Genomic DNA, 21,032 nt, shown 5'->3' with positions numbered 1-21,032 from the left:
GAGGGCACCCAGGTCATCGTGTCGACACGTGTGTGGGTTTGGGCTTTTCAGGGGCATCCCCGGAAAGCGGCGCATTTTATATCACAGCAAGGGCAAAAACGGAACCCGGTTTCACATCCGCCGATCCACGCGGTTTTTTGCCCTGCCCCTGGAATCGGTCCAGAATGCCCCTTGGACAAAGGCAAGCACCGGCACAACCGCGGATTTGCGCCGAGCCTCTGTTAGAATCGCATCTTTGCGGCTTCCGAAAACCTCGCGACCCTATTTCAGGCCAAGGCCTGGCGAGCGCGGTTTTCTGGCCATCCCGTGTTTATCGCGCCCCTGAGCGTCAAGAGAGCCTGTATGACCGTCACCCTCAAAACCCCCGAGGACATCGCCAAAATGCGTGTCGCCGGCAAACTGGCCGCCGAAGTGCTGGAAATGATCGCCGAGCATGTCAAACCCGGTGTCACCACCGAAGAGCTGGATCGCATCTGCCATGACTACATCGTCAACGTGCAAGGCGCCATCCCGGCCCCGCTGAACTACAAGGGCTTCCCCAAGTCCATCTGCACCTCGATCAACCATGTGGTGTGCCACGGCATTCCCAACGACAAGCCGTTGAAGAATGGCGACACCCTGAACATCGACGTGACCGTCATCAAGGACGGCTACCACGGCGACACCAGCCGCATGTTCCACGTCGGCACCGTGCCGGTATGGGCCGAGCGCCTGTCGCAGATCACCCAGGAATGCATGTACAAGGCCATCGAGCTGGTGAAGCCGGGGTGCCGCCTGGGCGATATCGGCGAAGTGATCCAGAAGCACGCCGAAAAGAACGGCTTCTCGGTGGTCCGTGAATTCTGCGGCCACGGTATTGGCAAGGTGTTCCACGAAGAACCGCAGATCCTGCACTACGGCCGCGCTGGCACCGGCATGGAACTCAAGGCCGGCATGACCTTCACCATCGAGCCGATGATCAACCAGGGCAAGGCCGACACCAAGGTCCTGGGCGATGGCTGGACCGCCATCACCAAGGACCGCAAGCTGTCGGCGCAGTGGGAACACACCCTGCTGGTGACCGAGACCGGCTACGAGATCTTCACCCTGCGCAGCGACGACACCATCGCCCGGGTCTCCGCCTGATCCACACCGTCGCGCCCCGACCTTATAGATAGAAAGGAAAGCAATCGATGCCGCAGGTGGATCCCGAACTCTTCGACCGCGGCCAGTTCCAGGCGGAACTGGCATTGAAGGCCAGCCCCATCGCGGCCTTCAAGAAAGCCATCCGCCAGGCACGGGAAGTGCTCGACAACCGCTTTCGCAGCGGACGGGAAATCCGCCGGCTCATCGAAGACCGCGCCTGGTTCATCGACAACATCCTGCAAAAGGCCTGGGACCAGTTCAACTGGAGCGCCGAAGCCGACATCGCCCTGGTGGCGGTCGGCGGCTACGGGCGCGGCGAGCTCCACCCCTACTCCGACATCGACCTGCTGATCCTGCTGGACAGCGCCGACCACGAGATCTTTCGCGACTCCATCGAACGCTTCCTCACCCTGCTCTGGGATATCGGCCTGGAGGTGGGGCAAAGCGTGCGCTCGGTGGATGAATGCGCGGAACAGGCCCGGGCCGACCTGACGGTGATCACCAACCTGATGGAAAGCCGCACCATTGCCGGCCCCGAGCGCCTGCGCCAACGCATGCTGGAAGTCACCAGCACCGAACACATGTGGCCGAGCAAGGACTTCTTCCTGGCCAAGCACGCCGAACAAAAGGCTCGCCACCACAAGTACAACGATACCGAGTACAACCTGGAGCCCAACGTCAAGGGCTCGCCAGGCGGCCTGCGGGATATCCAGACCATTCTCTGGGTCGCCCGCCGCCAGTACGGCACCCTGAACCTGCGGGCCCTGGCCGGCGAAGGGTTCCTGCTGGAAAGCGAGAACGCCTTGCTGGCGTCCTCCCAGGAGTTCCTCTGGCGTGTGCGCTACGCCCTGCACATGCTCGCCGGACGCGCCGAAGACCGCCTGCTGCTCGACCACCAGCGCTCCATCGCGACCCTGCTGGGCTTCGAGGGCGAAGACGCCAAGCAGAGCATCGAAAGCTTCATGCAGCAGTACTACCGCGTGGTGATGAGCATCGCCCAGCTGAGCGACCTGATCATCCAGCACTTCGAAGAGGTGATCCTCGCGCCCGAGGATGAAGCACCGCCCCAGCCGATCAACGCCCGCTTCCAGCTGCACGACGGCTATATCGAAGCGATCAACGACAAGGTGTTCAAGCGCACCCCGTTCGCGATGCTGGAGATCTTCGTGCTGATGGCCCAGCACCCTGAGATCAAGGGCGTGCGCGCCGACACCATCCGCCTGTTGCGCGAGCACCGGCACCTGATCGACGACGATTTCCGCCATGACATCCGCAACACCAGCCTGTTCATCGAGCTGTTCAAGTGCGAGATCGGTATCCACCGCAACCTGCGGCGGATGAACCGCTACGGCATTCTCGGACGCTACCTGCCCGAGTTCGGCTTCATCGTCGGGCAGATGCAGCACGACCTGTTCCACATCTATACCGTGGACGCCCACACGCTGAACCTGATCAAGCACCTGCGCAAACTGCAGTACACGCCCATTTCCGAGAAATTCCCGCTGGCCAGCAAGCTCATGGGCAAGCTGCCCAAGCCGGAGCTGATCTACATGGCCGGCCTCTACCACGACATCGGCAAGGGCCGGCAAGGCGACCACTCGGAAATCGGCGCAGTGGACGCCGAGGCCTTCTGCATCCGCCACCAGCTGCCACTATGGGACACCCGGCTGATCGTCTGGCTGGTGCAGAACCACCTGGTGATGTCCACCACCGCCCAGCGCAAGGACCTCTCCGACCCGCAGGTGATCCACGACTTCGCCCAGGTCGTGGTGGACCAGACCCGCCTGGACTACCTCTACGTGATGACCGTGGCCGACATCTACGCCACCAACCCCAGCCTGTGGAACTCCTGGCGCGCCAGCCTGCTGCGCCAGCTCTACACCGAGACCAAGCGGGCCCTGCGGCGCGGCCTGGAGAACCCGGTGGATCGCGAGGAACAGATCCGCCAGACCCAGAGCGCGGCCCTGGATATCCTGGTGCGCAATGGCACCGACCCGGACGAGGTCGAACAACTCTGGTCACAGCTGGGGGACGACTACTTCCTGCGCCACACCGCCGGCGACGTGGCCTGGCACAGCGACGCTATCCTCCAGCAGCCGGCCGACGGCGGCTCGCTGGTGCTGATCAAGGAAATCACCCAGCGCGAGTTCGAGGGCGGCACGCAGATCTTCATCTATGCCCCCGACCAGCACGACTTCTTCGCCGTGACCGTGGCCGCCATGGACCAGCTCAACCTGAACATCCATGACGCCCGGATCATCACCTCCAGCAGCCAGTTCACCCTCGACACCTACATCGTCCTGGACAACGACGGCGAATCCATCGGCAACAATCCGCAGCGGGTCGAGCAGATCCGCAAGGGCCTGACCGATGCCCTGCGCAATCCCGACGACTACCCGACCATCATCCAGCGCCGGGTACCGCGCCAGCTCAAGCACTTCGCCTTCGCCCCCGAGGTGACCATCCACAACGACGCCCAGCGCCCGGTCACCGTGCTGGAACTCAGCGCCCCCGACCGCCCGGGGCTGCTGGCGCGCATCGGCAAGATCTTCCTGGAGTTCGACCTGTCGCTGCAGAACGCCAAGATCGCCACCCTGGGCGAGCGCGTGGAAGACGTGTTCTTCATTACCGACGCGAACAACCAGCCCCTTTCCGACCCCCAGCTGTGCAGTCGCCTGCAGGATGCGATCGTCAGCCAGTTGAGCGTCAGCCATGAACCGACTATCGAAATGACCCGCCTGAGCATCTGACAGGTCATGACCCGACGCTTTGATCGAGACCCCGCACCGATGAACAACGCTCTGAACCAGCTGCAGCCCTATCCGTTCGAAAAGCTCCGCGCCTTGCTCGGCGGCGTCACTCCCAACCCTGACAAGCGTCCCATTGCCCTGTCCATCGGCGAACCGAAGCACCGCTCGCCGAGCTTCGTCGCCGAGGCCCTGGCCAACAACCTCGACCAGATGGCCGTGTACCCCACTACCCTGGGCATCCCGGCCCTGCGCGAGGCCATCGGTGCCTGGTGCGAGCGGCGCTTCGGCGTGCCGGAGGGCTGGATCGACCCGGCGCGTAACGTGCTGCCGGTGAACGGTACTCGCGAGGCGCTGTTCGCCTTCACCCAGACCGTGGTCAACCGCGGCGAGGACGCCCTGGTGGTCAGTCCCAACCCGTTCTACCAGATCTACGAGGGCGCAGCGTTCCTGGCCGGGGCCAAGCCGCACTACCTGCCGTGCCTGGACGAGAATGGCTTCAACCCGGACTTCGACGCGGTACCGGCCGAGATCTGGCAGCGCTGCCAGATCCTGTTCCTGTGCTCGCCGGGCAACCCCACCGGCGCGTTGATTCCGCTGGCAACCCTGAAGAAGCTGATCGCGCTGGCGGACGAGCACGACTTCGTGATCGCCGCCGACGAATGCTATAGCGAGCTGTATTTCGACGAGCAATCGCCGCCGCCCGGCCTGCTCAGCGCCTGCGCCGAGCTGGGCCGCAAGGACTTCAAGCGCTGCGTGGTGTTCCACAGCCTGTCCAAGCGCTCCAACCTGCCGGGCCTGCGCTCGGGCTTCGTCGCCGGCGATGCCGAGATTCTCAAGGGCTTCTTGCTGTACCGCACCTACCACGGCTGCGCCATGCCGGTGCAGACCCAACTGGCCAGCGTCGCCGCCTGGAACGATGAAGTCCACGTGCGGGCCAACCGCGCGCTGTACCGCGAGAAATTCGATGCGGTGCTGGCGATTCTCGCACCGGTCATGGATGTGCAACGCCCGGACGGCAGTTTCTACCTGTGGCCGAACGTGGCCGGTGATGACGCAGCGTTCTGCCGCGACCTGTTCGAACAGGAACACGTGACCGTGGTCCCGGGTTCCTATCTTTCCCGCGATGTGGACGGCACCAACCCCGGCGCCGGCCGTGTGCGCATGGCGCTGGTGGCGCCACTGGCCGAATGCGTCGAGGCCGCCGAGCGGATTCGCGATTTCGTCCAGCGCCGCAAGTAATCTCGCCAACCTGTAGGAGCGAGGCTTGCTCGCGATGAACGATAACGCGGTGCATCAGGTGCATTGCGTCGTCTGTATCGCGGGCAAGTCGGATCGCCGCCCGCTCGCTCCTACACCAGCGTCATTTCACCGATCCCAGGTTCGCCTCGCTCAAGTCCAGTTCCGCCAGCACTTCACGCAGCACATCGTCGCCGATCTGATGCTGGCGGCTCAGGCGGTACAGCTCCAGCCGTTGCGCGCGCAGGGCCTTGAGCCGCAGGCGCCGCTCCAGCAGGTCCATCTGCTGGGCCAGGGCCTGGGCCTCGGCAGAATCGTTGTAGACCTCCAGCTGATGCCGGTACTCGGCCATCAACCGGCCCTTGAGCTCGCTGCTCAGGGCGGCCTGGGCGGCATCCGGAGCCTCGCCGGACTCGGCGACCTCCTCGGCTTCCAGCGCATGGATCGCCGCCTCGGCGGTCTTGCGCCAGGCATCGCGCACTTCGCCCCGGCGCTTGTCGTCAGGGCTCTTGACGATGCCACGCAGCAACAGCGGCAAGGCGATGCACGCCGCCACCAGGGACAGCAGGATCACCCCGGCGGCAATGAAGATCAGCAGGTCACGTTCGGGAAAGGCTTCACCCGCGCCCAGGAATAGAGGCACCGACATCACGCCGGCCAGGGTCACCGCCCCGCGCACCCCGCCCACGGTCAGCAGCCAGCAGGAACGCGCGGTGGGCACCAGGGTCAGCTCGCCCTTGCCGCGCCAGCGCCGCAACAGGCCCGACAGGCGCCAGATGCTCTGCACCCAGATGAAACGCAGTACCAGCAACACCAGGAAGATCGCCACCACATCCAGGCAACGGTAGGCCAGGGTCGGCCAGAGCGACGTCTCGTGGCTGACCACCGCCTTGATGATGTCCGGTAGCTGCAAGCCCAGCAGCAGGAAAATCAGGCCGTTGAAAGCGAACTCCAGCAACGACCAGACACTGCGGTTGAGCAGGCGGGTGCTGGTCTGGCGCGGCAGCAGGTCGAGCCAGCTCTGCATCATCCCCGCCGCCACCGCCGAAAGGATGCCCGAGGCGCCCAGGCGCTCGGCCAGCACATAGGCGGCGAACGGCAGCAGCAACATGAACACCACGTGGGTCGCCGGGTCGTCCCAGCCACGGGCGATCATCCAGGCCCGCAAACGCCCCACCAACCAGCTCAGGGCTACGCCCACCGCCAGGCCACCCACCGCCACCAGGACGAACGTCAGGCTGGCATTGGCCAGGGAAAACACCCCGGTGACCGCCGCCACCAGGGCAAACTTGAAGGTCACCAGGCCCGAGGCGTCGTTCATCAACGCCTCGCCCTGGAGCATGTGCATCAACGGCGTCGGCAGGCGGTTCTGGGAAATCGCCGAGACCGCCACGGCGTCGGTGGGCGACAGCACCGCCGCCAGGGCGAAGGCCACCGGCAAGGGAATGGTCGGCAGCAGCCAGTGGATGAAATAACCGGCGCCGACCACGGTGAACAGCACCAGCCCCACGGCCAGGGTCAGGATCGGGCCACGCAGTCGCCAGAACTCGCGCTTGGGCATGCGCCAGCCATCGGAAAACAACAGCGGCGGCAGGAACAGGAACAGGAACAGCTCCGGGTCCAGGGCCACGTGCAGGCCCAGGGTCGGCCAGGCCAGCAAGGCCCCGGCGCTGATCTGCACCAGGGGCAGTGGCAGTGGAATCACCCGCCCGACAAGACGCGAGAGGCTCACCAGCATCAGCATGATGAGGACGGTATAGGCGGTTTGCATAAAGCGGGGTTCCTGATTCGAACGTTCAGAGCAGACACACAAACGCGGCGACAATTCACCGCACAAGTGCCATGTTAGCCGCTTAAGCTGCGCTCACGCCGCTGCACGAAAGTCGCAACGCCCAGGTCCGCGCCACACAATACGACAAAGCCCCGCAGCCGCCGACGCCTAAGCGCCGCCGTCGTGGCATAATCCCGGACCTTCGATTACCAGCACTCCAGAGGGGGCAATTCCTTGACCGCTTCAAGCAAAACGTTGCACCTTTTCGGCATCAAGGCCTGCGACACCATGAAAAAGGCGCGCACCTGGCTCGATGAACACGCTGTCAGCTATGACTTCCACGACTACAAGACCTCCGGCATCGATCGCGAGCACCTGAACCAGTGGTGCGCCGAGCACGGCTGGGAAGTGGTGCTGAACCGCGCGGGCACTACCTTCCGCAAGCTCGATGAGGCCAGCAAGGCCGACCTCGACCAGGCCAAGGCCGTCGAACTGATGCTCGCGCAGCCCTCGATGATCAAGCGCCCGGTGCTCGACCTCGGAAACAGAACCCTGATTGGCTTCAAGCCAGACCTTTACGCAGCGGCGCTCAAGTAAGCCTGCTCAACCAATTTCGCAAGAGGTAACTGCATGTCCACTACCCTGTTCAGCCTGGCATTCGGTGTCGGCACCCAGAACCGCCAAGGCGCTTGGCTGGAAGTGTTTTACGCAGCGCCGCTGCTCGAGCCAGCCGCTGAAATCGTCGCCGCCGTGGCGCCGATCCTCGGCTACAGCGAAGGCAACCAGGCCATCGCCTTCAACACCACCCAGGCCGCGCAGATGGCCGACGCCCTCAAGGGCATCGACGCCGCCCAGGCCGCCCTGCTGACCCGCCTGGCCGAAAGCCACAAGCCCCTGGTCGCCACCCTGCTGGCCGAAGACGCCCAGTTGAGCAGCACCCCCGAGGCCTACCTCAAGCTGCACCTGCTGTCCCATCGCCTGGTCAAGCCCCATGGCCTGAGCCTGGCCGGCGTGTTCCCGTTGCTGCCGAACGTCGCCTGGACCAGCCAGGGCGCCATCGACCTGGCCGAACTGGCCGAGCACCAGCTGGAAGCGCGCCTGCGCGGCGAGCTGCTGGAAGTGTTCTCGGTGGACAAGTTCCCGAAAATGACCGACTACGTCGTGCCAAGCGGCGTACGTATCGCTGACAGCGCGCGGATCCGCCTGGGCGCCTACATCGGCGAAGGCACCACCGTGATGCACGAAGGCTTCGTCAACTTCAACGCCGGCACCGAAGGCCCGGGCATGATCGAAGGCCGCGTATCGGCTGGCGTGTTCGTCGGCAAGGGGTCGGACCTGGGCGGCGGCTGTTCCACCATGGGCACCCTGTCGGGTGGCGGTAACATCGTGATCAAGGTCGGCGAAGGCTGCCTGATCGGCGCCAACGCCGGCATCGGTATCCCGCTGGGCGATCGCAACACCGTGGAGTCGGGCCTGTACGTGACCGCCGGAACCAAGGTGGCGCTGCTGGACGAGAACAACCAACTGGTCAAGGTCCTCAAGGCCCGGGAACTGGCCGGCCAGCCTGACCTGCTGTTCCGCCGCAACTCGGAAACCGGCGCCGTGGAGTGCAAGACCCACAAGTCGGCCATCGAGCTGAACGAAGCGCTGCACGCTCACAACTGAGCGAGCCCAGCACGCGGTTCCACCGGAACCCGCCGGGCGCTTATCATCAGCGCCCGGCCTGTTCAAACGAGTTTCGCCATCATGCTTGTACCCTCTCCCTGGCGCGCCGACTTCCCGGCCATCGCCGCCCTGCAACGCCAGGACCAGACCTACCTGGACAACGCCGCCACCACCCAGAAGCCCCAGGCCCTGCTGGATGCCCTGGCGCACTACTACACCAACGGCGCGGCCAACGTGCATCGCGCCCAGCACCTGCCCGGCGCCCATGCCACCCAAGCCTTCGAGGACAGCCGCAGCAAGGTCGGCCAGTGGCTCAATGTCGGCGACAGCGGGCAGATCGTCTTCACCCACGGCGCGACTTCCGCGCTGAACCTCCTGGCCTACGGCCTTGAACATCGATTCGAGGCTGGCGATGAGATCGTCGTCAGCGCCCTGGAGCACCACGCCAACCTGCTGCCCTGGCAACAACTGGCCCAGCGCCGCGGGCTGGGCCTGGTGGTCCTGCCGCTGGACGCCGACGGCCTGGTGGATATCGATGCCGCGAGCCGCCTGATCGGCCCGCGAACCCGACTGCTGGCGGTCAGCCAGCTGTCCAACGTACTGGGCGCCTGGCAACCCCTGACCCCGCTGCTGGCCATGGCCAGGGCCCAGGGCGCACTGACCGTGGTCGACGGCGCCCAGGGAGTGGTCCACGGTCGACATGACGTTCAGGCCCTGGGCTGCGATTTCTATGTGTTCTCCAGCCACAAGCTGTACGGCCCGGAAGGCGTCGGCGTGCTCTTCGGCCGCCATGGGGCGCTCCAGGACCTGCGCCACTGGCAGTTCGGTGGCGAGATGGTCCAGGACGCCGATTACCAGCATGCCAGGTTCCGTCCCGCGCCCCTGGGTTTCGAGGCGGGAACGCCAGCGATCGCCGGGGTCATCGGCCTTGGCGCCACCCTGGACTATCTCGGTGGCCTGGACCAGCAAGCCGTGGCCGAGCATGAGGCGCAGCTGCATGCCTACCTCTTGCACGGGCTGCAGGCACGCAATGGCATCCGCCTGCTGGGCACGCCGCAGCTGGCGCTGGTCAGCTTCGTGGTCGACGGCGTACACAGCGCCGACCTGGCGCACCTGTTGACCGAACAGGGCATCGCCGTGCGGGCCGGCCATCACTGCGCCATGCCCTTGCTCAAGAGCTTCGGCCTGCACGGAGCGATCCGCGTCTCCCTGGCGCTGTACAACGACTCCGAGGACCTGGAGCGCTTCTTCGAGGCCCTGGACCAGGCCCTGGAGCTGCTGCGATGAGCCTGCCGGAAGACGCCAGCACAGCGCTGCGGGCCTTCCAGGAAGCCGCTGGCTGGGAACAGCGGGCGCGCTTGTTGATGCAATGGGGCGAACGCCTGCCGGCCCTGGACGACAGCGCCAGGGTCGAGGCCAATCGAGTGCACGGTTGTGAAAGCCAGGTGTGGCTGGTGGCGAGCCTGGATCAAGGCCGCTGGCAGTTCGCCGCGGGCACCGATGCCCGGCTGATCCGTGGCCTGGTGGCGCTGCTGCTGGCGCGGGTCAACGGTTTGTCGGCGCAAGAGTTACGTGAGGTGGACCTGGCGGACTGGTTCAACCAGCTGGGGCTGTCGCGCCAGCTCTCGCCATCACGCGCCAACGGCCTCAATGCCGTGCTGCAACGAATGGGCGAACTGGCCAGCGTGTAGCCGCTGCCAAGCCTGCGAGGCTGCGACAAGGGCCGAAGGACCTTCAGCAGATTCAAGACCCAGCGGCCGCTGCGCGCCCGTACGCAGCCTGCGGCAGCGGCTACACGAGGCTCGACCGCTATTGCTGGCTATACCGCCTTGTTGCGCTCGGACGGGCGACGCACGCCCGCCACCAGCTTGTCCACCGCCTTGGTCGCCGCGACCATGCCGAACGTCGCGGTCACCATCATCACCGCGCCGAAACCACCCGCACAATCGAGCTTGACCCCATCGCCGACGAAGCTCTTCTGCAGGCAGATGCCACCGTCGGGCTTGGGATAGCGCAACTGCTCGGTGGAAAACACGCAGGGTACGCTGTAGTGCCGGTTCATGGTGCGCGAGAACCCGTAGTCGCGACGCAAGGTCGAACGCACCTTGGATGCCAGCGGGTCGTTGAAGGTACGGTTCAGGTCGCAGACCTGGATCTGGGTCGGATCGATCTGCCCGCCAGCCCCGCCGGTGGTGATGATCTGGATCTTGCGACGCTTGCACCAGGCGATCAGCGCCGCTTTGGCATTCACGCTGTCGATGCAGTCGATCACGCAATCGATATCGGGAGTGATGTACTCGGCCATGGTGTCACGGGTGACGAAATCCGAAACCGCATGCACCGTGCAATCCGGATTGATGCCCCGCAGGCGCTCGGCCATGACCTCGACCTTGGGCCGGCCCACGGTGCTGTCCAGAGCATGCAGTTGGCGGTTGCTATTGCTGACGCAGACATCGTCGAGGTCGAACAGCGAGATTTCTCCCACGCCACAACGGGCAATGGCTTCCGCCGCCCAGGAACCGACGCCGCCGACGCCGACGATCGCCACATGGGCCGCCCGCAGCCGTTCCAGGCCCTCGATGCCATACAAACGGGCGACGCCGGCAAACCGTGGATCTTCTGTACTCATGACCATCACCTAAAAAACCGGCGCGCATTATAGGACTTCGCCGCGACAAGTTTTAAGCCGCAAGCTACAAGTAAAGAACTTAAACCCAATTACGGTGCCCAAGGTCTCGCCGTCCCCCGTGCGCTGTACGCTCAGTTGAGGGGCGGTGTAGGATGCGCGCCGTTTGGCGCCAGCCAACCTTTCCCTCGTTCCACACTTCTTGGAACCCGAAATAACCATGTCATCGCGTAAATTTGGACTCAATCTAGTGATAGTGCTGGCCATTGCCGCACTGTTCACCGGTTTCTGGGCGCTGATCAATCGCCCGGTCTCGGCCCCCGACTGGCCGGAACAGATCTCCGGTTTTTCCTACTCGCCCTTCCAGCTGGGTCAGTTCCCGCAAAAGGACCAGTACCCGTCCGACGATGAAATGCGTCGCGACCTGGAGATCATGAGCAAGCTGACCGACAACATCCGCACCTACTCGGTGGACGGCAGCCTGGGGAACATTCCCCGGCTGGCGGAAGAATTCGGCCTGCGCGTGACCTTGGGGATCTGGATCAGCCCGGACCTGGAGCGCAACGAGCGCGAGATCATGCGCGCCATCGAACTGGCCAACACCTCCCGCAGCGTGGTCCGGGTAGTGGTGGGTAACGAGGCGATCTTCCGCAAGGAGATCAACGCCGACCAGTTGTCCGTGGTCCTGGACCGGGTGCGCGCCGCGGTCAAGGTACCCGTCACCACCTCAGAACAGTGGCACGTCTGGGAAGAACATCCGGAACTGGCCCAGCACGTCGACCTGATCGCCGCGCACATCCTGCCCTACTGGGAGTTCATCCCGGTGGACAAGGCCGAACAGTTCGTCCTCGACCGGGCTCGCGACCTGAAGAAGATGTTCCCGAAAAAACCGCTGCTGCTGTCCGAAGTGGGCTGGCCGAGCAATGGCCGTATGCGCGGTGGCGCCGACGCCAGCCCGGCGGACCAGGCGATCTACCTGCGGACCCTGGTCAACCAGCTCAACCGCCAGGGCTACAACTACTTCGTCATCGAAGCCTTCGACCAACCGTGGAAGGCCAGCGACGAAGGTTCGGTGGGCGCCTACTGGGGCGTGTTCAACGCCTCGCGCCAACAGAAATTCAACTTCGAAGGCCCGGTCGTTGCCATCCCGCAATGGCGGGTATTGGCCATTGGCTCGGTGGTCCTGGCGATGCTGTCGTTGGCGGTGTTGCTGATCGACGGCTCGGCCCTGCGCCAGCGCGGGCGGACGTTCCTGACCTTCATCGCCTTCCTCTGCGGTTCGGTGCTGGTGTGGATCGGCTATGACTACAGCCAGCAATACAGCACCTGGTTCAGCCTGACCGTGGGCTTCCTCCTGGCGCTAGGCGCCCTGGGGGTGTTCATCGTCCTGCTCACCGAGGCCCACGAACTGGCGGAGGCCGTGTGGGTGCGCAAGCGTCGGCGCGAGTTCCTGCCCGTGGAGGGCGATTCCGGCTACCGGCCGAAAGTCTCGATCCACGTGCCCTGCTACAACGAGCCGCCGGAGATGGTCAAGCAGACCCTGGATGCCCTGGCCAACCTCGATTACCCGGACTACGAAGTCCTGATCATCGACAACAACACCAAGGACCCGGCCGTCTGGGAACCGGTCCAGGCCTATTGCCAGACCCTGGGCCCGCGCTTTCGCTTCTTCCATGTCTCGCCGCTCGCCGGCTTCAAGGGCGGCGCGCTGAACTACCTGATCCCGCATACCGCCAAGGACGCCGAGGTGATCGCGGTCATCGACTCCGACTACTGCGTGGAGCGCAACTGGCTCAAGCACATGGTGCCGCACTTCGCCGATCCGAAGATCGCCATCGTGCAGTCGCCCCAGGATTACCGCGACCAGAACGAAAGCACCTTCAAGAAGCTCTGCTACGCCGAATACAAGGGCTTCTTCCATATCGGCATGGTGACCCGCAACGACCGCGACGCCATCATCCAGCACGGCACCATGACCATGACCCGCCGTTCGGTCCTGGAAGAGCTGGGCTGGGCCGACTGGTGCATCTGCGAGGACGCCGAGCTGGGCCTGCGGGTGTTCGAGAAGGGCCTGTCGGCCGCCTACCACCACGAAAGCTACGGCAAGGGCCTGATGCCCGACACCTTCATCGACTTCAAGAAGCAGCGTTTCCGCTGGGCCTACGGCGCGATCCAGATCATCAAGCGCCACACCGCCAGCCTGCTGCGCGGCAAGGACACCGAGCTGACCCGCGGCCAGCGCTACCACTTCCTGGCGGGCTGGCTGCCGTGGGTGGCCGACGGCATGAACATCTTCTTCACCATCGGCGCGCTGTTGTGGTCGGCGGCGATGATCATCGTGCCCAAGCAGGTGGACCCGCCGCTGCTGATCTTCGCCATCCCGCCCCTGGCGCTGTTCGTGTTCAAGGTCGGCAAGATCATCTTCCTCTACCGCCGTGCGGTGGGCGTGAACCTCAAGGACGCCTTCTGCGCGGCCCTGGCTGGCCTCGCCCTGTCCCATACCATCGCCAAGGCGGTGCTGTACGGTTTCTTCACCAGCAGCATCCCGTTCTTCCGCACGCCGAAGAACGCCAATAGCCATGGTTTCTGGGTGGCCATCTCCGAGGCTCGGGAAGAGCTGTTCATCATGCTGCTGCTGTGGGGCGCGGCGCTGGGGATCTTCCTGGTCCAGGGCCTGCCGAGCAACGACATGCGTTTCTGGGTGACCATGCTCCTGGTGCAGTCGCTGCCCTATGTAGCGGCACTGGTCATGGCCTTCCTGTCGTCGCTGCCCAAGCCGGCGCCGGAGCCTGAACCGGCCCCTGCGGCCTGAATCGACACAAAGTACTAAACGGCGGCCTGAGGCCGCCGTTTTGCTTTAAGATATCCGCCATTTTGCGCGCCTTGCCCCCATTACAGTAGGAGCTAGGCTTGCCTGCGATGAAACCTCTGCGGTGCCTCGGGCAAACCGCGTCGCGACCATCGCGGGCAAGTCGGATCGCCGCCCGCTCGCTCCTACACATAACGCCTTGCACCGGAGTTTCCCATGACGGCCCACGCCGAGCTTTCGCCGACCCTGCAACTTGCCTGTGACCTGATCCGTCGCCCCTCGGTGACCCCGGTCGATGCCGACTGTCAGAAGCTGATGATGCAGCGCCTGGGCGATGCCGGTTTCCAGCTGGAACCGATGCGCATCGAGGATGTGGACAACTTCTGGGCCACCCATGGCAAGCACGCAGGCCCGGTGCTGTGCTTCGCCGGCCACACCGACGTGGTGCCGACCGGCCCGGTCCAGGCCTGGCAGAACGATCCGTTCGAGGCCCTGATCGACGAACACGGCATGCTCTGCGGCCGTGGCGCGGCGGACATGAAAGGCAGCCTGGCGGCGATGCTGGTGGCCGCCGAGCGCTTCGTCGGCGATTACCCGGACCACAAGGGCTCGGTGGCGTTCCTGATCACCAGCGATGAAGAAGGCCCGGCGCACCATGGCACCAAGGCCGTGGTCGAACGCCTGGCAGCGCGCAAGGAACGCCTGGACTGGTGCATCGTCGGCGAGCCTTCGAGCACCAGCCTGGTGGGCGATGTGGTCAAGAATGGCCGCCGCGGCTCCCTGGGCGCCAAGCTCACGGTCCGTGGGGTCCAGGGCCATGTGGCCTATCCGCACCTGGCCAAGAACCCTATCCACCTGGCCGCCGCGGCCCTGGCGGAACTGGCGGCCGAGCACTGGGACGACGGCAACGCCTTCTTCCCGCCCACCAGTTTCCAGATCTCCAACCTCAACTCCGGCACCGGCGCCACCAACGTGATTCCCGGTGAGCTGGTGGCCCTGTTCAACTTCCGCTTCTCCACCGAATCCACCGTCGAAGGCCTGCAACAGCGGGTCGCGGCAATCCTGGACAAGCACGAACTGGACTGGCACGTGGAGTGGGCGCTGTCCGGCCTGCCGTTCCTCACCGAGCCAGGCGCCTTGCTCGACGCGGTATCGGCCAGCATCGAGCAGGTCACCGGCCGCCAGACCAAGGCCTCCACCAGCGGCGGTACGTCCGATGGCCGGTTCATCGCCACCCTGGGCACCCAGGTGGTGGAACTGGGGCCGGTCAACGCCACCATCCACCAGGTCAATGAGCGGATCCTGGCCAGCGACCTCGACGTGCTGACCGAGATCTACTACCAGACCCTGGTCCGGTTGCTCGCCTGATGCTCGCCTGCCCTCTTTGCAGCGCCCCGCTGAACACCCAGGACAATGGCGTGGTGTGCCCGGCCGGGCATCGCTTCGACCGCGCCCGCCAGGGTTACCTGAACCTGCTGCCGGTACAGCACAAGAACAGCCGCGACCCGGGCGATAACCAGGCCATGGTCGAGGCCCGCCGCGACTTCCTCAACGCCGGGCACTACGCCCCGGTGGCCGCGCGCCTGGCCGAGCTGGCCGCCGAGCGGGCACCACAGCGTTGGGTGGACATTGGCTGTGGCGAGGGTTACTACACCGCGCAACTGGCCCAGGCTCTGCCCACAGCCGATGGCTACGCCCTGGATATTTCCCGGGAAGCGGTCAAGCGCGCCTGCCGCCGGGCCCCGCAGTTGACCTGGATGGTCGCCAGCATGGCGCGCATTCCCCTGGCCGAGGGCAGTTGCCAGTTCCTGGCCAGCGTCTTCAGCCCCCTGGACTGGCAGGAAGCCAAGCGCCTGTTGAGCCCTGGCGGCGGCCTGATGAAGGTCGGCCCTACCAGCGGCCACCTGATGGAGCTGCGCGAATGCCTGTACGACGAGGTCCGGGAATACACCGACGACAAGCACCTGGCCCTGGTGCCACAGGGCATGGCCCTGGACCATAGCGAGGTCCTGGAATTCAAGCTGCGCCTGGATCGCCCGCAAGATCGCGCCAACCTGCTGGCCATGACGCCCCATGGCTGGCGTGCCAGCGCCGAGCGCCGGGCCGCGGTGATCGAGCAAGAGCAGCCGTTCGAGGTCAGCGTATCGATGCGCTACGATTATTTCGTACTGCAGTGACCCCACTTCAACCACGACCCCGGGCATGGGCCCGGGGTCGGATAAATCCGCGAATGGATTTTTCAGACCGGCAATGAGGACATCCATGCGCCAGCCCGATATCGAGATTTACCTGAAAGACGCCGACGTCGACCACAAGGCCATCGCCGCCTGGCTCGGCGCCGTGCTGGGACCTTGCAGCCAATGGGTACAGAAGGGCCAGACCTACAAATGCACTGCCGGCCAGGTGCCGGTGACCTGGCTGCCCAAGGCCGTGGGCAAATGGAACAGCCTCTACCTGGAAAGCGACCAGACGCCCTGGGACGACGACATCGCCTGCGCCCGCGCCGCGTTCGCCGCGCTCAACGTCGAGGTGCGCTGCGCACCGGGTAGCTGGGTCGAAGAAGAAGGTGAAGAGTCCGCCGATCGCTGGATTCGCATCAGCACCGACGGTGAGGAAGAGATTACCTGGCGCACCGCCTGATTGCGCTTGCGCCTGACGCCAATGACGGCCGGAGCGAGGCTTGCTCGCGACAGCGTTTATCGCGAGCACGCTTCGCTCCGGCCGGGCAGAGCCCTTACAAGCCGACGACGTCCTCGGCCTGCAGGCCTTTCTGGCCTTCGACCACGGCGTACTCCACCTGCTGGCCTTCAGTCAGGGAACGGTGGCCTTCGCCACGGATCGCCCGGTAGTGAACGAACACGTCCGCCCCACCTTCACGCTGGATAAAGCCGTAGCCCTTGGCGTCGTTGAACCACTTCACGCTGCCGGTCTCACGAGTAGTCATGAATCCATCCCTCAATTTTTTATTATTGGCTCGGCGCTCTGCCGCCAAACCTGGAGAACTTTCCCTGGGCCTGCTTCTCTATGAGTGGAAGCGATACGACTGCGGGAGAGTTGGCCGAGTATATGACAGGTGGAAAAACTCTCAACTCAATCTTGTTTGGTGGCGTTTTTGCCGATTTTCGACGAATCCGGCACACTAGCGCCCACTACTGCCAGGTAAAGAGCCGCGTTGCCGGACGACGTCGCCGACCACCGGGCGGGAGCGAACAAACCGTACTTCTCGCACCTTTTTCCGCAACAAGCGAGCTGCCGTCGCGACCTGTCCCAGCGACCACTGCTCCTCCCCCCAGGCTTGCGCTTGGTTTTTTATTCACTCACGTAGAAACCGTATGACCCGCTCCCCGATCCGCCGTCTCGTGTTTGGCACCTTGCGCCGCCTGCTGTATCTCTGGGTACGCTCGGAAACCATCAACCAGTCGTCCTTCACTCTTGACCTGGACCGCAGCCGACCGGTGTTCTACGTCCTGCAAAACCCGTCCCTGAGCGACCTGGCGGTGGTGGACACCGAGTGCACCAAGGCCGGCCTGCCACGCCCGGTACTGCCGGTGTCGGTGGGCAACCTGCTGGAACCCGCGGCATTCTTCTACCTGACCCCGGAACCGGACTGGCTCGGCCGCCAGGACAAGCGCGGCGCCCCACCGACCCTGACCCGCCTGGTCAGCGCCCTGGCCCAGAACGCCACCGAAGATGCGCAGATCATCCCGGTCAGCGTGTTCTGGGGCCAGTCCCCGGACAGCGAGTCCAGCCCCTGGAAGCTGCTGTTCGCCGACAGCTGGGCGGTCACCGGACGCCTGCGTCGCCTGCTGAGCATCATGATCCTGGGACGCAAGACCCGGGTGCAGTTCTCGGCACCGATCCACCTGCGCGAGCTGATCGAGCACAACAAGGGCCACGAGCGCACCGTGCGCATGGCCCAGCGCATCCTGCGGGTGCACTTTCGCAACCTCAAGGCCGCCGTCATCGGCCCGGACATTTCCCACCGGCGCAACCTGGTCAAGGGCCTGCTCAACCAGCCCCTGGTCAAGCAGGCGATCCTGGATGAAGCCGAGCGCGAGAAGATCTCCCCGGAAAAGGCCAAGGCCCAGGCCCTGCGCTATGGCAACGAGATCGCCTCGGACTACACCTACACCGCGATCCGCTTCCTGGAAGTGGTGCTGAGCTGGTTCTGGAACAAGATCTACGACGGGATCAAGGTCAACCACCTCGAAGGCGTGCAGAAGATCGCCCAGGGCCACGAAGTCATCTACGTGCCCTGCCATCGCAGCCATATCGACTACCTGTTGCTGTCCTACCTGCTGTTCCGCAATGGCCTGACCCCGCCCCACATCGCCGCCGGGATCAACCTCAACATGCCGCTGATCGGCGGCCTGCTGCGCCGCGGCGGGGCCTTCTTCATGCGCCGCACTTTCAAGGGCAACCCGCTCTACACCTCGGTGTTCAACGAGTACCTGCACACCCTGTTCACCAAGGGCTTTCCCGTGGAGTACTTCGTCGAGGGCGGGCGCTCGCGCACCGGACGGATGCTGCAACCCAAGACCGGCATGCTGGCCATCACCTTGCGCAGCTTCCTGCGCTCCTCGCGCATGCCCATCGTCTTCGTGCCGGTGTACATCGGCTACGAGCGGGTGCTGGAAGGCCGCACCTACCTGGGCGAGCTGCGTGGCGCGAGCAAGAAGAAGGAGTCGATCTTCGACATCTTCAAGGTCATCGGCGCGCTCAAGCAGCGCTTCGGCCAAGTGGCGGTGAACTTCGGCGAACCGATCAAGCTGGCAGAGTTCCTCGACCAGGAGCAACCGGGCTGGCGCACGCAGGAACTGGGCCCGCAGTTCCGTCCGGCCTGGCTCAACGAAACCACCAACCGCCTGGGCGAACGGGTCGCGCAGCACCTTAACGAAGCCGCCGCGATCAACCCGGTGAACCTGGTGGCCCTGGCCCTGCTCTCCACCAGCCGCCTGGCCCTGGACGACCGCGCCATGGCCCGGGTGCTGGACCTGTACCTGGCCCTGCTGCGCAGCGTGCCCTACTCGCCCCACACCACCTTGCCGGAAGGCGATGGCCGGGCGCTGATCCAGCACGTCAAGGACATGGACCTGCTGGCCGAGCAGAGCGATGCCCTGGGCAAGATCCTCTACCTGGACGAGCAGAACGCCGTCCTGATGACCTACTACCGCAACAACGTGTTGCACATCTTCGCCTTGCCGGCCCTGCTGGCGAGTTTCTTCCAGAGCGCCTCGCGCATGAGCCGCGAGCAGATCCTGCGCTACACCCGCGCCCTGTATCCGTACCTGCAGGCCGAGCTGTTCATCCGCTGGCCCCTGGAAGAACTGGACGCGGTAGTGGACCAGTGGCTGCAAGCCTTCGTCGAGCAAGGCCTGCTGCGCTTCGAAAAAGAGATGTACCAGCGCCCGGCGCCCAGCTCGCGCCACTTCGTCCTGCTGACCCTGCTGTCCAAGAGCATCGCCCAGACCCTGCAGCGCTTCTACATGGCCATTTCGCTGTTGCTCAACAGCGGCCAGAACAGCATCAGCGCCGAAGAGCTGGAAGACCTCTGCACCGTCATGGCCCAGCGCCTGTCGATCCTGCATGGCCTCAATGCCCCGGAGTTCTTCGACAAGAGCCTGTTCCGCCATTTCATCCAGACCCTGCTGGACCAGGGCGTGCTGCACCGTGACGACGCCGGCAAGCTGAGCTACCACGAGCTGCTCGGGGAGCTGGCCGAGGGCGCTGCCAAGCGCGTGCTGCCGGCGGAGATTCGCCTGTCGATCCGCCAGGTCGCCCTGCACCGCAGCGAAGACGCCGCCGAGCAAGTCGCGACGGCGGCGCAAAGCGAGTAGATTCTCAAGGGCGCCGCGGCTTGCGCGGCGCCCCAGATACGGAGATCCGCCATGAAGAAGCTCATACTGCTGGCCGCCGCGGCGCTGCTCGGTGCTTGCCAATCCACCGCGCCTGCGACCAAGGCCAGCCTCGAAGGTGAAGTCTTCTATCTGCAACGCGTCGCCCTGCCAGCGACCGCCACCCTGAGCGTGAGCCTGCAGGACGTGTCCCTGGCCGATGCGCCGGCGGTGCTCCTGGCCGAGCAACGCGGGCCCGTCAAGGGCCAGGTGCCGCTGCCCTTCCATCTCGACTACGACCCGGCGCAGGTCAAGCCTGGCCACACCTATTCGCTCAGTGCGCACATCGAAGTCGATGGCCGGCTGATCTTCATCACCACCGAACACAACGGAGTCAAACTCGACGGCAGCGATCCGCGGCCGTTCAAGCTCCGTGTCGACGCTGTCCGTTAACCCTCACTGCACAAGGAAGCCGCCATGCTCCGTACCTCGCTCCGTTTCACCAGCCTGTGCGCTGGCCTGATGATCTCCGCCAGTGCCCTGGCCCTGTCCCTGAGCGACCTGTCCCAGGGCGATGCCAGCGGCGGTCTGAAGGATGCCCTGACCCAGGGTGCGCAAATCGCCGTCAAGCAGCTGGGCACCCCCGGCGGCTTCAGCAACAACCCGGACGTACGCATCGAGCTGCCGGGCAACCTGGGCAAGGTCGCCAAGAAGATGAAGCAGTTCGGTATGGGCGAGCAGGTCGAACAGCTGGAAACCAGCATGAACAAGGCCGCCGAGGCGGCAGTCCCGCAAGCCCAGGCGCTGCTGGTGGATGCCGTGAAGAAGATGACCGTGGCCGATGCCAAGGGCATCCTGGCCGGTGGCAAGGATTCAGCCACCCAATACCTGGACAAGAGCAGTCGTGAGCAGATCCGCGCCAAGTTCCTGCCGATCGTCAAGCAGGCCACCGACCAGGTCGGCCTGGCCAAGCAGTACAACTCCTTCGCCGGACAGGCTGCGACCCTTGGCGTGCTGGATGCCAAGAGCGCCAATATCGAGGGTTACGTGACCGAGCAGGCGCTCAACGGCCTGTTCGAGATGATCGGCAAGCAGGAAGAAACCATTCGCCAGAACCCGGGCGCCGCGGCCACCAGCCTGGCCAAGAAAGTCTTCGGCACCCTGTAGGCCCTGCCCTCACCCACAGGAGCCGGTCGCCCGGCTCCTGCTTCGCGCA

The 21,032-nt window shown here is 64.8% G+C and carries 17 protein-coding genes; 14 read left to right on the top strand and 3 right to left on the bottom strand.

All coding sequences use genetic code 11. The features are described 5' to 3' along the window. Window positions 1–342 precede the first annotated feature (342 nt). From map to dapC, 3 genes are read left to right on the top strand one after another with little or no spacing between them, the layout of a single operon-like run. Window positions 343–1,125 carry a type I methionyl aminopeptidase gene (map, locus tag ACK6AU_RS00155; protein ID WP_185700069.1) on the top strand — a complete coding sequence of 261 codons (783 nt, stop codon included), beginning with the start codon at window positions 343–345 and terminating at the stop codon, window positions 1,123–1,125. Window positions 1,126–1,172: 47 nt separating this feature from the next. Then, a complete protein-coding gene (locus ACK6AU_RS00150) occupies window positions 1,173–3,875 on the top strand; it encodes a [protein-PII] uridylyltransferase (RefSeq protein ID WP_185700068.1) in 2,703 nt (900 codons plus the stop codon). A gap of 39 nt (window positions 3,876–3,914) precedes the next feature. Further along, on the top strand, window positions 3,915–5,114 hold the full coding sequence (gene dapC / locus ACK6AU_RS00145; RefSeq protein ID WP_409297115.1) for a succinyldiaminopimelate transaminase: 1,200 nt from the start codon (window positions 3,915–3,917) through the stop codon (window positions 5,112–5,114). Window positions 5,115–5,235: 121 nt separating this feature from the next. On the opposite strand, the gene ACK6AU_RS00140 is transcribed toward dapC, so the two are convergent. After that, a complete protein-coding gene (locus tag ACK6AU_RS00140) occupies window positions 5,236–6,882 on the bottom strand; it encodes a Na+/H+ antiporter (protein WP_022642570.1) in 1,647 nt (548 codons plus the stop codon). Window positions 6,883–7,170: 288 nt separating this feature from the next. Between ACK6AU_RS00140 and ACK6AU_RS00135 the strand changes: the two genes are divergently transcribed. The 4 genes from ACK6AU_RS00135 (at window position 7,171) to ACK6AU_RS00120 (ending at window position 10,238) form a co-directional block, all read left to right on the top strand. Then, complete coding sequence (locus tag ACK6AU_RS00135) at window positions 7,171–7,479, top strand: arsenate reductase (RefSeq protein ID WP_235777349.1); 309 nt, start codon at window positions 7,171–7,173, stop codon at window positions 7,477–7,479. Between the two features lie 33 nt (window positions 7,480–7,512). Further along, window positions 7,513–8,547: a 2,3,4,5-tetrahydropyridine-2,6-dicarboxylate N-succinyltransferase gene (gene dapD / locus ACK6AU_RS00130; protein WP_185700065.1), complete on the top strand. Its 1,035-nt coding sequence runs from the start codon at window positions 7,513–7,515 to the stop codon at window positions 8,545–8,547. Between the two features lie 81 nt (window positions 8,548–8,628). Then, window positions 8,629–9,834: an aminotransferase class V-fold PLP-dependent enzyme gene (locus tag ACK6AU_RS00125; RefSeq protein WP_409297112.1), complete on the top strand. Its 1,206-nt coding sequence runs from the start codon at window positions 8,629–8,631 to the stop codon at window positions 9,832–9,834. After that, window positions 9,831–10,238, top strand: coding sequence for a SufE family protein (locus ACK6AU_RS00120; protein ID WP_409297110.1), 408 nt, complete (start codon window positions 9,831–9,833; stop codon window positions 10,236–10,238). The genes ACK6AU_RS00125 and ACK6AU_RS00120 overlap by 4 nt, the downstream gene beginning before the upstream one ends. A gap of 128 nt (window positions 10,239–10,366) precedes the next feature. Here ACK6AU_RS00120 and tcdA read toward each other — a convergent pair whose 3' ends face one another. Next, on the bottom strand, window positions 10,367–11,176 hold the full coding sequence (gene tcdA / locus ACK6AU_RS00115) for a tRNA cyclic N6-threonylcarbamoyladenosine(37) synthase TcdA (protein WP_185700062.1): 810 nt from the start codon (window positions 11,174–11,176) through the stop codon (window positions 10,367–10,369). A 217-nt stretch (window positions 11,177–11,393) separates the two neighbouring features. On the opposite strand from tcdA, the gene ACK6AU_RS00110 reads away from it, so the two are divergent. The 4 genes from ACK6AU_RS00110 (at window position 11,394) to ACK6AU_RS00095 (ending at window position 16,622) form a co-directional block, all read left to right on the top strand. Then, complete coding sequence (locus ACK6AU_RS00110; protein WP_185700061.1) at window positions 11,394–13,985, top strand: glycosyltransferase; 2,592 nt, start codon at window positions 11,394–11,396, stop codon at window positions 13,983–13,985. A gap of 213 nt (window positions 13,986–14,198) precedes the next feature. Continuing rightward, window positions 14,199–15,350 carry a succinyl-diaminopimelate desuccinylase gene (dapE, locus tag ACK6AU_RS00105; RefSeq protein ID WP_185700060.1) on the top strand — a complete coding sequence of 384 codons (1,152 nt, stop codon included), beginning with the start codon at window positions 14,199–14,201 and terminating at the stop codon, window positions 15,348–15,350. After that, window positions 15,350–16,159 carry a putative RNA methyltransferase gene (locus ACK6AU_RS00100; RefSeq protein WP_409297107.1) on the top strand — a complete coding sequence of 270 codons (810 nt, stop codon included), beginning with the start codon at window positions 15,350–15,352 and terminating at the stop codon, window positions 16,157–16,159. The genes dapE and ACK6AU_RS00100 overlap by 1 nt, the downstream gene beginning before the upstream one ends. Window positions 16,160–16,244: 85 nt before the next feature. Next, entirely contained in the window at window positions 16,245–16,622 is a 378-nt protein-coding gene (locus ACK6AU_RS00095; RefSeq protein WP_022642563.1) for a hypothetical protein, read from the top strand. A 94-nt stretch (window positions 16,623–16,716) separates the two neighbouring features. On the opposite strand, the gene ACK6AU_RS00090 is transcribed toward ACK6AU_RS00095, so the two are convergent. Continuing rightward, window positions 16,717–16,926, bottom strand: coding sequence for a cold-shock protein (locus ACK6AU_RS00090; RefSeq protein ID WP_022642562.1), 210 nt, complete (start codon window positions 16,924–16,926; stop codon window positions 16,717–16,719). A 388-nt stretch (window positions 16,927–17,314) separates the two neighbouring features. On the opposite strand from ACK6AU_RS00090, the gene plsB reads away from it, so the two are divergent. From plsB to ACK6AU_RS00075, 3 genes are read left to right on the top strand one after another with little or no spacing between them, the layout of a single operon-like run. Next, window positions 17,315–19,819, top strand: a complete 2,505-nt coding sequence (gene plsB / locus ACK6AU_RS00085) for a glycerol-3-phosphate 1-O-acyltransferase PlsB (RefSeq protein WP_185700058.1) — start codon at window positions 17,315–17,317, stop codon at window positions 19,817–19,819. 51 nt (window positions 19,820–19,870) lie between these two features. Then, entirely contained in the window at window positions 19,871–20,269 is a 399-nt protein-coding gene (locus ACK6AU_RS00080; protein ID WP_409297104.1) for a YbaY family lipoprotein, read from the top strand. A 24-nt stretch (window positions 20,270–20,293) separates the two neighbouring features. Then, window positions 20,294–20,983, top strand: coding sequence for a DUF4197 domain-containing protein (locus ACK6AU_RS00075; RefSeq protein ID WP_085596164.1), 690 nt, complete (start codon window positions 20,294–20,296; stop codon window positions 20,981–20,983). The last annotated feature ends 49 nt before the right edge of the window (window positions 20,984–21,032 follow it).

Source organism: Pseudomonas sp. KCJK8993, assembly GCF_046230915.1.
GTDB classification, from domain to species: Bacteria; Pseudomonadota; Gammaproteobacteria; order Pseudomonadales; family Pseudomonadaceae; genus Aquipseudomonas; species Aquipseudomonas piscis.
This window is presented reverse-complemented; position numbering and strand designations above follow the sequence as displayed.